This window comes from Thermalbibacter longus, assembly GCF_023806485.1.
Taxonomy (GTDB): Bacteria; Chloroflexota; Chloroflexia; order Thermomicrobiales; family Thermomicrobiaceae; genus Thermalbibacter; species Thermalbibacter longus.
In genome coordinates this window covers 91,158-105,717 of sequence record NZ_JAMSLR010000010.1, presented here as the reverse complement: position 1 = coordinate 105,717, position 14,560 = coordinate 91,158, and the positions used below count along the sequence as shown (strand labels likewise).

Below are 14,560 nucleotides of genomic sequence, written 5' to 3'. Positions count from 1 at the left end.
GCTGGCCAACCGGCGGCCAGAGGCCTACGAGCCTAGGTTGGTGCCACGCTAAGAGTGCGCGGATCATCAGTATGAGCGACTGAGCGCAGAGGAGGAGAGATAAACGGAGATAACGAGGAAATGTGTGAGAGGCGAGGAGCAAGTTACCGTTAGCGGGGTCATCCCACAGTGAAGGAGAGAGAGATGACGGAGCAAGCACCGGTGCAGGCGCGTTTGCTGGCGTTGACCTCGCGCCCTCTGAACCGACGAACCGTGCTGCGACTCGGCGCCGGAGCAGTTGGATCACTGGCAGCTGGAGCGCTCTTATCCGCATGCGGCGGTGAGCCAGAGACGCCGAGGGACTCAGCGCCTACATCCACTTCAGCACCCGGCACGCAGGTTTCGCCAACTGCGGGTATGGCCGCAACACCGGCATCAAGTCCAGCGACAGGCGAGCCGGCCCATGGGGGTGAGCTGATCTACGCCCTCTCGTCGGACCCCCCTAATCTCGACCCGCATATCTCGACAGGTACGGCAGCCCGGTGCGTGAAGTTACAGTTGTACAACGGACTCCTGCGATACGGCGTTGATGGCGAACTACTACCGGATTTGGCCGCGGAGTGGGAGATCTCAGATGATGGCCTACAGTACACCGTCGTTCTTCGGGAGGGTGTTACCTTCCATGACGGGACGCCGGTGACCGCCGAGGACGTGAAGGTGTCCATCGAGCGCATTCAGGATGAGGCGACCGGCGCAACACGCAAGGTCGAGATGTCAACTATCTCCGAGATCACCGTTGAGGATGAGCAGACGATTGTGTTCAGGCTCGCACAGCCGCATGCGGCGCTCCTCGAATATTTCGCCCATCCCGAAACGGCTATTCTCTCGAAGAAATTCCTCGAGAGTGGCGGTGATCCCAACACGACCGCAGTAGGAACCGGCCCCTTCAAATTGATCTCTCGAGAACCGGGAGTCCGTATCGAGGTGGAGCGAAACCAGTCGTACCATCACGAGGGACGACCCTACCTCGACCGGATCGTTTTCATTCCCTACCAAGACGAAAACACCCGCGTGTCGGCGGTGAAGGGTGGGGATGCCCATATCGCGGATTACGTCCCCTGGAAGGACATGCAATCGATCGAGAGCGATCCGAGTCTGCAGCTCGCGACTGGCGAGAATTCGGCATTCATGTGCGTGCAGTACAACGTTCGGGTTAAGCCTTTCGATGATCCTAAGGTGCGAGTTGCGCTGAGCTACGCGTACGACCGGAAGGCGATCATCGACGCGGCTTTCTTCGGGCGAGCTGTCGAGATTACCGGAGGGGTCATCCCGCCTCAAAGCTGGGCCTATAACAAGGAACTCGAAGGAACCTATACATATGACCCAGATAAGGCGAAGCAATTACTCGCAGAGGCCGGATACGCAAATGGCTTCTCGGTGACTCTCATGTCGACTTCTCAGTACGGAATGCATCAAAGTACCGCTCAGGTGGTTCAAAACAACCTCCAGGCAATCGGAATCGACTGCAAGCTCGAGCTCTATGATTGGCAGACGGTCGTCCAGAAGCACACGAAGGGCGAGTATCAGTTTCGCATCCATGGCCTGGCGCCGGAAGTCCTCGATCCGGATTTCCTGACCAACTTCTTTGCGACCGGCTCCCCACATAGCAAGTCGACCGGATTCTCCGATGAAGAGATCGATCGGCTGCTTCAGGAGGGCCGAGCTACACAAGGTCAGGAACAGCGCAAGGACATCTATAAGCGATTAGAGCAGCGCATACTGGAGTTAGCTCCTTGGACGTTCCTCGTCTACCGGCAGGATGGGGAGGCTCTTCGGAAGGAAGTGCAGGGTTACCAGCATCTACCTGGCGCGCTAGGCTTCTTCTCCGGGATCATGCTCCAGGAAACGTGGCTACAGAAGTAAGGGCATCTGGCTGATCCGACGAAGGTGCTTCGTCGGATCAGCCAAGATCCTCGAGGTAATCATGAGTGCATACATCATACGCAGGCTTGTGCAGTCTGCTTTGCTGATCTTCGTCATCGCTAGCCTGGTCTCAATCTTCATTCAGCTTCTTCCCGGAGACCCGGCATATATCATTCTGGGTGAGACGAATGCCACCCCTGAACGCGTCGCGGCGGTTCGGCGGGAACTGGGTCTAGATCGCCCGCTCCTCATTCAGTATGCGGACTGGCTGTCAGGTGTCGTGCGTGGGGACCTCGGCCAGTCGCTAACCAGCAAGCGCCCAATCGGTCCGGATTTAGCGAAACGTCTGCCACGGACGTTTGAACTGATAACTGCTTCAATGACACTCGCGGTGCTCCTTGGGATTCCGGCCGGAATTCTCGCAGCAAGATATCGCAATCGTGCCCCGGACGTCCTTGTTTCACTGTTCTCAGTCATATGGATCTCTACTCCAGTGTTCGTCTCCGGTACGCTTTTGCTCTTGGTCTTCGGAGTAAAGCTGAGACTTCTCCCGGCCACAGGGTATGTAAGCTTCGCTGATGATCCGGTAGAGCACTTGAAGCGACTCATTCTGCCAGCGACAAGCCTGGCTCTTCTCGACATGGCGGTCATTCTGCGCATGACCCGTTCGTCCTTACTGGAGGTACTTGGAGAAGACTACGTCCGTACTGCACGTGCCAAGGGACTCGCCGAGCCTTCTGTACTATTCCGGCACGCGCTCAGGAACGCGCTCATTCCTGTAGTCACGATAGTCGGTTTGCAGGCAGGAACTCTCCTCGGTGGAACTGTGTTGATTGAGTTCATCTTCAATTGGCCGGGTGTTAGCAGTTACCTGATCGCTGCCATCAATCAGCGTGACTATCCTGTTGTGCAGGCAGTTGTTCTTGTCATCGCTACCATCTTCGTTCTTCTTAACCTTCTGACCGACCTGATTTATGCAGTGATCGACCCACGGATCAAGTACGCGTGATGGGACGGAGAGCGGTGTGGAGCGAGGGCGAGCTTCGCTTGGCGTCGCGATGGCGGAACCATCCCAGAACGGGCTAGCTGAACGGCCACCGAGAAGAACCTGGCAGCGCATACGGACCAATCCACGGGTGGTCGTATCGGGGACGATCCTGCTTCTCATTGGCGTCATGGCATTGCTCGCACCCTGGATTTCTCCCCAGGATCCATTCCAGATGAACACGGCCATGCAGCTTCAGGGCCCGAGCTGGGAGCACCCATTCGGAACAGACGAATACGGCCGCGATCTGATGGCTCGGGTTATGCGAGGCAGCCGATCGTCTCTGATCATCGCACTCTCGTCGGTGGCGCTCGCGTCTGTAGTGGGCGTAGGATTCGGGATCGTCGGGGGTTATTTCGGGGGATTCTGGGAATTTGTGACAATGCGCACGGTGGATGTCCTGCTGACCATCCCGCCGATTCTTCTCGCAATCGCTGTCGTAGCCTTTCTTGGACCCAGCCGGATCAACCTCGTTCTGGTAATCGGCTTCCTGTATATGACCCGATTCGCTCGCCTTAGCTTCGCTTCAGTCGTTCAGGTTAAACAGCGCGAATTCCTTGAGGCAGCGAGGGTGATTGGCGCTCGCACTCCCCACATTATTCTCACCGCGATCTTGCCAAACATCTTGGCACCCATTTTCGTTCAGATCTCTCTAAGTTTGGGGTTCGCAATACTCCTGGAGTCTGGCTTGAGTTTTCTCGGTCTCGGTACGCCGCCCCCCGAGCCGACGTGGGGGAACATGATCGGGGTAGGTAGAGGCTTCATGCAGCAGAACGGCTGGTACGTCTTCTGGCCTGCCCTGGCTATCTCGATCACGATCCTGTGCTGCAATATGCTGGGCGACGGCTTGCGGGATGCGCTCGATCCCCGCCTGCGCGAGTGAGACACCGCGATATCTTCGCCCGCCGCGGTTGGAGATCACACAGAAAGGACGGGAAGCTCATGACGCTCGTTCAATACATGACGTGGGTCGACTTCGACCGCATGCGCCAGGAAACTGATCTCGTGCTCATCCCGCTCGGCGCGGTCGAGGTCTACGGCCCCCATCTTCCGATGGGCGCCGACGGCATCGCCACCCTGGCCCTCGCCCAGCGCGTCGCCGAGCGCGTGCCCGCCTTCGTCGCGCCGTTGATCCCGGTCGGCTTCTCGCAGGCGCTGGCCGAGTTCCCCGGCACCCTCTCGGTCCGCCCTCAGTCGCTGCTCGCCTACACGCGAGACGTGGCCGAGAGCTTCATCCGCTGGGGTTGCCGACGCATCCTCTTCGTCAACGGCCACGCCGGCAACGTGCCCTACCTCAGCGAGCTGGCGCAGGAGCTCGAATCGAACCACCCGGTGCGCTGCGCCCAGGTCGACTGGTGGCGGTTCATCCAGCCGCTGGTCGAGGACCTGGTCGAAAGCGACCTGCTGCCACATGGACACGCGAGCGAGTTCGGCACCAGTGTGATGCTGCATTTGGTACCCGAGCACGTGCGCATGGACCGGGCGGTACGCACCGAGCCCGCAACGCGCGACGACTTCCCGGACTTCCTCCGTCCTCGGAGCTACCAGGCACAGACCGCGACCGGGGTACTGGGCGACGCCACCAAAGGCACGGCGGAGAAGGGGGCCGAGGTGATGCGCCGCGCCGTGGAGCGCGTCCTGGCCTTCATCCAGAGCGACGCCTTCAGAGTGCCCTCGCAGCCCGCCGAGGCCCGCTGAACAGCCGGCGCAGCCGGAGTCGCACGCGGCCCTACGAGAATAGATCGAAGTAGAGATGGTAGTGGTTTGCGCAGCCGGGATTGAACGGCGCGCCGCACGAAGGGCAGACGAAGCCACACGAGAGATACTGCTCGATACGTAGCTCGGCCCGGCAGGCGCCGCAGAGGATAGCGGGCCGGTCGAACTCCTCTCGAGCCCAACGTAACGGCGGATGCGACTCGAGGTCTTGATGGCAGAAGTAGCACGCATAGTAGCGGTCGCAGCACTTGAACTTGATCGCGACGATATCGAGCGGGCTCCGGTAGTGGATGCAGCGCGTCTGCTCGTCCACCAGCCTGCCGTGCACCACGACCATGAATGCTCACTCCAACACATCTCGCCGCAGAGAGCCCGAATCATCCTACGAGATCCGCCGGCAGGCTCCGCGAGAACTTTCGTTCGTCTCTGGACTGCGCGGCGCGGGACGACAGCTCGCGGCTGGTGCGCCACAGAGAGGTCGCCCGACTGGGAGCCGGACCTACACAGGCTGTAGTTGCGCGGCTGGGAATGCCTGCCAGGTCGATCTCTCGCGCGTCTGCAAGAGTCCCAGGTGCTATTCTTGAACCCGCTGCCGATCGACCGGCAGCCATCGGTACCCCCTCGCATCGGGGTGTGGCGGGAGCGAGAGCCGCCTCCGTCTCGCCACAGCGCGGAACCATCTTCGAGAAGAGTTATGACGCTATCGACAGGGAGAGATGATCGGCGGAACTCCGAGGCTATCGATTCGCCAGCGTATCCTGCTTGCGCTCGTCATCGGGCTCGCCAGCACTGTCCTCTGCTACTATAACCTGGTTCAGCGGGATCAACTCGCCAGCGACTTCACCTGGCCCTGGCGCGGGGCCATGCGCCTCCTGAATGGCCAGAACCCGTACGACGACCCCCAGCTATCGCCGCTGTTTCCGTACCCGTTCGACGCTCCTCTCTACTATCCCATGCCGGCTCTGCTCGTTGCTCTGCCGTTCACGGCTCTGCCCGCAGAACTGGCAGGAGCACTCTTCTTCGGCATATCGTCTGGGCTGCTAGCCTACGGGATCAGCCGGAGCGGGTTACACCATCTCCCCCTCTTCCTGAGCGCGCCATTCTACGTCGCGGCCGTCGTGGCCCAGTGGTCGCCCTTGATTACCGCGGCCGCCTTCCTTCCCGCGCTTCTCCCGTTCGCGTTCGCGAAACCCAACGTGGGAATCCCGATTGTCCTGTCCTTCCCTCACCGCCGTGGCCTGATTCTCTCCGCTTTTGTCCTGGGCCTCAGCCTGCTGATCATGCCACGCTGGCCGCTCGAATGGCTCGAGAATGTCACCTCAAGCCATCACCAGTACCGCATTCCTCTCACTGTGTTGCCAGGGCCGCTCCTATTGCTGGCACTGGTGCGCTGGCAACGACCTGCGGCTCGCCTCCTTCTCCTGTTCTCACTCATCCCACAGCGGCTCTGGTTCTACGATCAGCTTTCGCTCTGGCTACTCGCTCGCTCGGCGCGCGAAAGCATGCTGCTGAGCGCGGCGAGTTGGGTCGGATATTGGGGATGGCGCCTGTTACCCGACGGCGACCTGCGTCTCGGTACCTCCCCCGAGACCGCTGCTCCGTGGGTGGTCGCCTGTACCTACCTCCCCGCGCTGCTAGTGGTCCTGTTTCGAGGGCCATCGGGACGTGTTCTCCGCGCGCGCTGGCGCGTGACCCCACTGATCGATCGCAAGCAGTTACGGGTTTCCGACCCGGCGGAATATCACCGCTCCCGGTCCATCGTAGACCACGACGTACCGTGGATCGCTCCGTAGGGAAGCCTGAATCGCTGCCGTGCGATCGATCAGCACGCCCTCGATGTTGGCTGGCCTTCTAGTGACGTACACGTAACTGAACATGATGTTGTGCTCCAGAGCCCAGTTTTCGAGGCAACCGCTGTTCTGGGTCGCGCACGCCTGGAGCTGTTCATGCCGGGCGATGCGCTGGGCGAACCCGCCCACCCACTCGTAGCCCTGAACGACATCCACGCTCACTCGCTGCGTGAGCGCCGGAAACCACTCCGAGGTCTTGTCCTGGCCGAACCAGGGCTCACCGGTAATCACGATGAACGGGCTGGATCGCAGGGTACTCGTCGCAGCCCACTCCATCGCCGCGCGCTCATCCGGCGATAGACCGGTCAACAGCGGATTGAAGGCATAGGCGGTCGACGCCGCGGATTGCACCGTCAACGCAAGCAGGGTCACCTGGAGCAGCCAAGTGCGATCGAGCAGGAAATGAGCCACTCCCCTGGCGAGGCCATTACTGGACGATCGGAGCAGCGTCGTCGCCCGGACAACCCTCGCGAGCAACGGCAGCACGACCTCGATGATTCCAATGCCGGCGAGCATCGCAAGCGGGATGACCGCGCGCTGATCAGCGGCCCGTGGCTGAAGCGCGTGGATTGCCAGCACCCAGGCGGGAAGCAGGTATTCCCGTCGACCCAGGCACACGAATGCCCCGAGCAGAGCGAGCCCGCCGAGCATGGTGAACGTCGGTTCGCGAGTAATGTCCAGATGAAGAAGCTGAACGATCCCATGGTAAAACGGCCAACCGGGGTCGCTGGCCGGCTTGAGAGCTGAGATCCCGTGCCGGATCAAGACAGTCGCCCACCAGGGCGCCGTCACGATCAGCACGCCCAGGCCAACGAGGACCGAATTGATGAGCCCCCGCCGATCGCGGGCGAGAAACAGATACAGGAGCGGGATGCTGTACGCCGTGAACCAGGCAGCCTCGGGGTGACTCAAGACGGTACACCCGGCCAGGATTGCCAGCCACAAGACGTGCCGCCGATCCGCTCGCGTGTACAGCAGGTAGGCTTGCCACAGAGCCAGGATCGAGAAGAGCTGCCCGAGCGAGCGCGTAATTCCCCCACCCATGATCTGCCAGACGAACGCCATCGGCAGTAGGGCAAAGACGAAGGCGGCTGGGACAATCGCGGCCTTCGGGCGAAGCATCGTCTGGCAGAGCAACACAAACGCCCCGAGCCCGAGCACGCTGACGATGACTGGAAAGAAACGCATGACACCGAGCAGGCTCCAAGGTCCAACGCTGTCGATGAGCCCGACGACGTAGAACGCCAGCGGTGGGTAGGCGAACGGAATGCCGTCCAGGTTGTAGGATGTGTTCACTGGCAGGCGATAATGTGCGATCTGGAGGTCTCGTACCATGCTGTAGAAGAGGCCACCGTCGTTGAGGGGGAAGTCGCTCCTGAGAACGAAATAGAGGCGCACGGCCACTGCGACGAAGATCGCCTGAATGAGCATGACAAGCGTGTGCACATCGCCGCGCAGCCTCACGCGCGGCGGGCTCACAACGAGCGCTCGTTCTCGAATTGCCACGGTCTCACTCCTCAGCTCTACGCCCGCTTCCCCCTCCCCGCAGGCTCTCGCCACTACGCCAGGAGCCTCACGAACCCCTGAGCTTCAACCTGCTCGGCAGCGTAAAGCCGGCACCGCAGCTAGAGAATTCGACCGCACCGTGGGCAAAAGACATCGTCCTGCCGGACCTGCGCATGGCAGTGTGGACACCTACCTGCGAGCGGTTCGGCAGACTGGCCAGCCGGATGGCGCTCTGGCCGGCGCGCGAGGACTGCCGTATCCATAGACGAGATGTCCGTAGACGACTTCGGTGGATGGGTTTGACGTTCCTCGACGACGCGGATCGGCCGGGTCTCTTCTGCTGCCGGGCGCGGAGGTTCGGTCTTGTAGGCCACTGGCGGACGACCGGCACTGGCGGGAGCGCGCGGCGGGTAGCGCCGGGTCGGTGTCTGCTGACGCTCGAACTCCTCATCCATCGGCTCGTACTCGACTGCAACGGGTCCTTGGCCGAAGAGCGCTAGGTACACGATGACCGGGAGAAAAGCAATGGCACCGCCCAGGAGCAGCCAGCCCAGACTCTCGCTGAGCAGCCGGGCCACGATGGCGCGGTCGAACAAGCCCACGTCGTTCTGCAGAAGGAAGATCCGAATGTCGCGCAGCGAGAACCCGAGGAGCAGCGCGCCGTTCCCGGCCGCGACGAGCGCCCCGGCGAGACGGCCGGCCAACCCAGGAGCCGGCATGATGAGCGCCGCTCCTAGGCCGTACCCGACGAGGAACGTGCTGCCTACCAGGAAGAGCATCGCGACCAGGAACACGCCGCCATTCTCGCTCAGCCCGCTCCTGGTCGCCAGGTCTTGCCCCCAGGGGCCGGCCCAGAACTCGCCGAGCACAACGCCGAGCAGCACGCCCAGCGTGACCAAGACTTCGCGCTGGGCCCCGCGCCAGAAGCCGATCGGAACGAAGAGTGCGAGCAGGATCAGGAGCAAGACATCGAGCAGGAGATACGGGTTCACGAGGCTCCTCCCGGTTGTCGGGGCCACGCGGCGATCACGGACACCGGGCCAAGCGTACCATGCTACTACCGCAGCATCCTGGCTCCGGACAGCAGATCGCGCAGCGTTCTTCCCGGCGGAAATGCGGCTTGCAACCGGCGAGCTATCTTGCCGTACTTGACCGTCTTCGGCGTCCCGTCCACCGTGAGATAGTCGCGCAGCGCCGCGGCCAGCGCCGCGGGAACATCGCGCAAGAGGTAGGGGCGCTGGTGCACGAATGGCGTTACGTTTCGGATGGTATACAGATCTTGCAGGATGAAGCTCTCCTCGAGTAACTCCTGGTAGCGGCTCAAGCTCGCTGCGGAGAAGTCGCCGCTCTGCTTGGCCTCGATGATCGCCTCGGCAGCCAGCTTGCCCGAGATCATGGCAAAGTTCGACCCCTCCCGGCTGATCGGGTTCACGAAGCCGGCCGCATCCCCGACCACGACGGCGCCGTCGGTGAAGAGAGTCGGCATTGCATGCCAACCACCCTCCGGAATGAGGTGCGCCGAGTACTCGACGAGCTCGCCACCCTCCAGCAGCGGGGCAATGGCCGGATGGCGCTTGAATTGGTCGAGCATGTCGCTGACGTTCAGCCCGCTCTCGATCAGGTCGGACAGCAGCGCCCCGGTGCCGATCGAAAGCGTCTCCCGGTTCGTGTAGATGAAACCGTAGCCGAGCAGCCCAGCGGTCGACTGGCCGAAGACCTCCATCGCCACGCCCAGGCCGGGCGGCACGTTGAATCGCTCGTTGATGACCTCCTCGGACAGGCGGATCAGTTCCTTAGCCACGAGCGCCTGCTCGGACGGGTGCCACTCCCGATGGAGTCCAGCCTTCTGTGCCAGCAGCGAGTTGGCGCCGTCGGCTAGCACCACGACATCGGCATACAGCTCGTCCCCCGCCTCACCAGCCTTCACCCCGGCGATCGCGCCATCGCGCCAGACCAGGTCTTCGACGGTCATGCCCGTCGCGATGAAGGCGCCAGCCGCTTCCGCCTGCTGGGCGAACCAGCGATCCCACTCGGCGCGCATGACGCTGAACGCGTTATACGGCTCCTGAGCGAACGCCTGCGTGCGGTAGCTCAACCCGATCGCGCTGTCCTCGGTCAGCACCACGTAACGCTGCTCGATAATCGCCCGTTCGAGGGGAGCCTCACGCCAGAAGCCAGGGACTAGCGCCTCCGTCGGCTGCCGGTAGAGGATGCCGCCCATGACGTTCTTGGACCCGGGATAGCCGCCGCGCTCGAGAATCACCACCTCCAACCCGGACTGCGCGAGGGGCAGCCCCGCCGCAACCCCAGCCGGACCGGCTCCGACGATGATGACGTCAACTCGCTCCAGGCTCATTCGCCCTCCCTATCGAGCCGGGCCGATCACGCCTTTCCCCGTACCTCGCGCAGCCGCTTCGTCAGCCTGGGCACGATGTCGAACAGGTCGCCGATGATCGCGAAGTCGGCCATTTTCACCAGCGGCGCGTTGGGATCCCGGTTGATGACGACAATGGTGTCCGACCCGCGCATCCCGACGGTGTGCTGCACAGCACCAGAGACCCCCACGCCCAGGTAGAGCTTGGGACGGACATTCTTGCCAGTCTGGCCGATTTGCTCGTAGTGCGGGCGCCAGCCGAGATCACTCACCGCCCGGGTGCACCCCACGGCACCGTCGATCGCTGCGGCCAACTCCTCGACGAGACGGAAGTTTTCCGCCGACCCAACTCCACGTCCACCGACGACGACGACCGGAGCACTCTCCAGGTTGGTCTGTCCCTTCGGCTTCTCAACCAGGCGTGTCACGGTCACTGCCTGGTCAGCTTCAGTGAAGCTGACCGCGAGCGGCTCGATAGAAACCTGGCGACCCGGCTGTGGCTCCGGCACCGGGAAGGCACCGGAGCGCGCGGTGATGAAGATCCTCCGCCCGCGTGGCGCGCGAACCGTCGTCAGGAGCTTGTCCTGGTAGACGGGTCGAGTGGCGACAACAGCCTGGTCCTCGAGCTCGATCCGGGTACAGTTGACAAGGTGCGCGGCCCGGAATCGGCCGGCCAGCAGCGGCGCTAGATCGCGACCGAGTGTGGTTGCTGGAAGCAGGACGAGTTCGGGATCGGCGGCTGCGAGCGCGGTCTCCACCGCCCGAGCAACCCGCGCCACCACCGGCTCCGCCAGCGCTGGGTCATCAGCGACCAGGACTCGATCAGCTCCCAGCTCGCCCGCCAGCCCGGCAACCGCCTGGACGCCGCTGCCGGCGACCAGCGCGACCAGGTCGCCGCCTAGCCGGTCGGCCAGTGGCCTGCCGGCCCCGAACAGCTCGAGCGCCGCCGGTCTGGCCTCGCCCGCAACCGTTTCTACCACTACCAGCACGCGCGCTTGGCTCACCGCCTGTATCCTTCCGATCGTGCACTACTGAGCTAGATCAGCCGGCGCTCCTGCAGAAACGCGATCAACTGCTCGACCGCCTGGTCTGGATCCACGTCCTGCAATACCACACCGGTCGCCGACTCCTCCTCCACGAAGAGACCCTCCCAGGAAACGACGGGGGCTAGCTCGTCGTCAGAGACACCCAGATCGGCGGGCGAGATGCGGTCGCTGGGCTTCCGGCGCGCCTCCATGATTCCGCGCAGCGTTGGCAGCCGTGGCTCATCGAGCGCCGAGAGGGCGCAGAGGAGTGCGGGTGGGCGCACCTGCTGGAACTGGTGCCCGTCCTCGATCTCGCGCTCCAGCGTGAGAACGCCGTCGCGATACTCCCAGCCGACCACATTGCTCACGAGAGGGATGTCGAGCAAGGCTGCTACTTGCGGGCCGACGTTACCGGTGCCGGCATCGCTCGTTTCCTGCCCCGCCCAGATCAGATCCGGTGCCTCCCGCCGCAGCCAGGCCGCTAGCACAGTGGCGGTGACCAGGCTGTCGCCTGGCAAGCTCGGGCCCTCGATTGCCACCGCGCGGTCAGCTCCCATCGCCAGACAGCGGTTGAGTGTCTCTCGCGCGGGGCCGACGCTCGCGACGACCACCTCGCCCGTGCCGAGCTGCTCCTTGAGCCGCAGGGCTGCTTCCACGGCGTACAGATCGTACTCATTGGTCGCCTGCGGCGTGCCCGGGACCAGGTCACCCAGTCGCCGGTCGTACCGGATCGCGTTCGGGTCCGGTACCTGTTTCACCAGCACCGCGATCTTCACCTCAACGCTCCACTCCTACCCACGCTCAGCGTTCATCTCCAGTAAGTGTGGCAGAGCACCACTGCCGAATGCCGGGGACACCGATCGAAAAGAGGAGACCCCGGCGCCGAACCAGGTTACCCACGCTGTCATGCACCGCGGAACTCCGGCGAGCGCTTCTCGAGAAAGGCGCTCATTCCTTCGCGCTGGTCGGCGGTGCTGAAGGCGAGGGCGAACGCCTGCGCCTCGAGCGCGAGGCCCGCCGCGAGGTCGACATCCAGACCCCTCCGGATCGCCTCCTTGCTCAACCGGACCGCCAACGGCGCGTTGCGCGCGATTTCCGCTGCCAATGCCCGAGCGCGCTCCAGCAGCTCGGCCGGCGGGTAGACAGCGTTCACGAGCCCGATGCGCAGCGCTTCCTCGGCCCTGACCCGCCGTCCGGTGTAGATGAGCTCACGAGCCAGACCTGGGCCGATCACGCGTGGCAACCTTTGGGTCCCACCCCAGCCGGGCGGAACCCCTAGCGCGACCTCGGGCTGGCCTAGCACGGCTGTCTCGCTGGCCAGCCGGATGTCGCAAGCGAGCGCGATCTCGCAGCCTCCGCCCAGCGCGTAGCCGTTGATCGCGGCGATGACCGGCTGAGGCGCAGCCTCGATGGCCGAGCAGACGGCCTGGCCCAGCCTCGCGAAGGCCAGGGCCTCTGACGGGCTCTTGTCCTTCATCTCCGCGATGTCGGCCCCGGCGATGAACGCACGATCGCCAGCACCGGTTACAATGATCGCCCGCACCGACGAGTCGCTTGCCAGCCGCTCGAAGGTAGCGAGCAACTCCTGAAGCGACTGGGTGTTCAGCGCGTTCAGCCGCTCTGGGCGGTCGACCGTAACCAGGGCAACCCTGTCTTCCTGCGCCACCTGGATCGGCATCGGCCTCCCCTTTCATGTGCTCCGCGGCGGATCTCCGGTCCAGCACGATTCAACAGCGTAAGACGAGGAGCGAAACTGGCGGCGTTCAGCGTACCGCCCAGGCACCTTCCCTCGCCTGCCAGCAGAGCAGAACGCGATTCTTGCAAGCAACTCAGGCCCGTGCCTCCTGCTCCTCGAAGGCTTGAGCCGGCGGCTGCGGGCAGCGCAACGGCCGGTCCACGCGATAGCCGAGCGCGTACTCGGCCTGCAGGACCTGGTGAATCTCCCGCGTGCCTTCGTAGATCACCGCGCCGCGAGAATTCCGCAAATAGCGCTCCACCGGGTACTCGTTGGAGAAGCCATAGGCCCCGTGGATCTGGACCGCATCGTTCGCCGCCTCGAACGCGGCGTCGCAGGCAACCCACTTGGCTAGCGAGGTCTCGCGCGTGTTGCGGATGCCGCGGTTCTTCAGCTCGGCCGCGCGGAAGACGAGCAGCCGGGACGTCTCGTACCCCTTCACCATCTTCGCGATCATCTGCTGCACGAGCTGGAACCGTCCGATCTCCTGTCCGAACGCCTGCCGCTCGTGGCAGTACTTGATGCTGGCCTCTAGGCAGGCCCGGATCAGGCCACAGGCACCGGCCGCCACGGTGAAGCGCCCCTGATCGATCGCGCTCATAGCGATCTTGAAGCCCTCGCCAGGCTCCCCGATCATGTTCTCGGCCGGTACCCGCACGTTCTGCATCGAGATCCAACCGGTATCGCCAGCCCGGATGCCGAGCTTGCCGTGGATCGAGCCGGTCGTAAGCCCTTCCATGCCCCTTTCGAGCATGAAGGCAGCCAAGCCACGATGCTTCTGTGAGGGATCGAGGGTAGCGAAGACCAGGAAGTGATCAGCCGTGTTCGCGAGCGAAATCCACATCTTCTCGCCGTTCAGAACGTACGAATCGCCGTCCCTCACGGCCCGGGTCTGGATGTTTCCGGCATCGGAACCTGCCCCTGGTTCGGTCAGGGCGAAGGTGGCGAGCTTCTCTCCTCTGGCCTGGGGCACCAGCCAGCGCTGCTTCTGCTCCTCGGTACCCCACTGGAGCAGTGTGAGGCTGTTCAGCCCGACGTGAACGCTGATGACCACCCGGAGGAAGGTGTCGACCGCCTCCAGTTCTTCGCAGGCCAGCGCCAGGCTGACGTAGTCGAAACCGCCCCCACCATAACGCTCGGGGATTGGCAGGCCCAGAATGCCGAGTTCGCCCATCTTGCGGAAGACTTCGGGGTGGTACTCGCCCTTGGCATCCCAATCGCGGATATGCGGAGCCACCTCACGCTGGGCGAATTCGCGCACCATGTCGCGCACCTGGATCTGCTCAGGGGTCAGTTCGAAGTCCATTCCGGTCCTCCCGGCTTTCCGAACCGCACAGTCATGCAAGCCCGGCCCACGAGCCGCGCCGCTGGCCGCAGTATAGGCTCGGTCCGGGTGCCGGGCAAGGC

13 protein-coding genes are annotated in these 14,560 nt (G+C 63.4%); 5 read left to right on the top strand and 8 right to left on the bottom strand.

Annotation, left to right across the window (positions count from 1 at the left end; all coding sequences use genetic code 11):
• Window positions 1-183: 183 nt before the first annotated feature.
• The 4 genes from NET02_RS13180 to NET02_RS13165 all read left to right on the top strand — a co-directional run bounded on the left by NET02_RS13180 (window position 184) and on the right by NET02_RS13165 (window position 4,645).
• Complete coding sequence (locus NET02_RS13180) at window positions 184-1,902, top strand: ABC transporter substrate-binding protein (protein ID WP_284057888.1); 1,719 nt, start codon at window positions 184-186, stop codon at window positions 1,900-1,902.
• A 61-nt stretch (window positions 1,903-1,963) separates the two neighbouring features.
• Window positions 1,964-2,911, top strand: coding sequence for an ABC transporter permease (locus NET02_RS13175; protein WP_284057887.1), 948 nt, complete (start codon window positions 1,964-1,966; stop codon window positions 2,909-2,911).
• 49 nt (window positions 2,912-2,960) lie between these two features.
• Entirely contained in the window at window positions 2,961-3,830 is an 870-nt protein-coding gene (locus NET02_RS13170) for an ABC transporter permease (RefSeq protein ID WP_284057889.1), read from the top strand.
• Between the two features lie 59 nt (window positions 3,831-3,889).
• The gene (locus tag NET02_RS13165; RefSeq protein WP_284057886.1) at window positions 3,890-4,645 is read left to right on the top strand and encodes a creatininase family protein; all 756 of its coding nucleotides are present in this window, start codon (window positions 3,890-3,892) and stop codon (window positions 4,643-4,645) included.
• A gap of 31 nt (window positions 4,646-4,676) precedes the next feature.
• Here NET02_RS13165 and NET02_RS13160 read toward each other — a convergent pair whose 3' ends face one another.
• The gene (locus tag NET02_RS13160) at window positions 4,677-5,000 is read right to left on the bottom strand and encodes a CHY zinc finger protein (protein ID WP_284057885.1); all 324 of its coding nucleotides are present in this window, start codon (window positions 4,998-5,000) and stop codon (window positions 4,677-4,679) included.
• A 379-nt stretch (window positions 5,001-5,379) separates the two neighbouring features.
• On the opposite strand from NET02_RS13160, the gene NET02_RS13155 reads away from it, so the two are divergent.
• On the top strand, window positions 5,380-6,456 hold the full coding sequence (locus NET02_RS13155; RefSeq protein ID WP_284057884.1) for a hypothetical protein: 1,077 nt from the start codon (window positions 5,380-5,382) through the stop codon (window positions 6,454-6,456).
• Here NET02_RS13155 and NET02_RS13150 read toward each other — a convergent pair.
• From NET02_RS13150 to NET02_RS13120, 7 genes are all read right to left on the bottom strand, one after another.
• Window positions 6,379-8,019, bottom strand: coding sequence for a hypothetical protein (locus tag NET02_RS13150; protein ID WP_284057883.1), 1,641 nt, complete (start codon window positions 8,017-8,019; stop codon window positions 6,379-6,381). The genes NET02_RS13155 and NET02_RS13150 overlap by 78 nt on opposite strands.
• 119 nt (window positions 8,020-8,138) lie before the next feature.
• Window positions 8,139-9,011, bottom strand: a complete 873-nt coding sequence (locus tag NET02_RS13145; protein WP_284057882.1) for a zinc ribbon domain-containing protein — start codon at window positions 9,009-9,011, stop codon at window positions 8,139-8,141.
• A 65-nt stretch (window positions 9,012-9,076) separates the two neighbouring features.
• Entirely contained in the window at window positions 9,077-10,375 is a 1,299-nt protein-coding gene (locus NET02_RS13140; RefSeq protein WP_284057881.1) for an FAD-dependent oxidoreductase, read from the bottom strand.
• Between the two features lie 26 nt (window positions 10,376-10,401).
• Window positions 10,402-11,397, bottom strand: a complete 996-nt coding sequence (locus NET02_RS13135) for an electron transfer flavoprotein subunit alpha/FixB family protein (protein WP_284057880.1) — start codon at window positions 11,395-11,397, stop codon at window positions 10,402-10,404.
• Between the two features lie 32 nt (window positions 11,398-11,429).
• A complete protein-coding gene (locus NET02_RS13130; RefSeq protein WP_284057879.1) occupies window positions 11,430-12,194 on the bottom strand; it encodes an electron transfer flavoprotein subunit beta/FixA family protein in 765 nt (254 codons plus the stop codon).
• A gap of 128 nt (window positions 12,195-12,322) precedes the next feature.
• Window positions 12,323-13,096: an enoyl-CoA hydratase-related protein gene (locus NET02_RS13125; protein ID WP_284057878.1), complete on the bottom strand. Its 774-nt coding sequence runs from the start codon at window positions 13,094-13,096 to the stop codon at window positions 12,323-12,325.
• Between the two features lie 151 nt (window positions 13,097-13,247).
• Window positions 13,248-14,459 carry an acyl-CoA dehydrogenase family protein gene (locus tag NET02_RS13120; RefSeq protein ID WP_284057877.1) on the bottom strand — a complete coding sequence of 404 codons (1,212 nt, stop codon included), beginning with the start codon at window positions 14,457-14,459 and terminating at the stop codon, window positions 13,248-13,250.
• Between the last annotated feature and the right edge of the window lie 101 nt (window positions 14,460-14,560).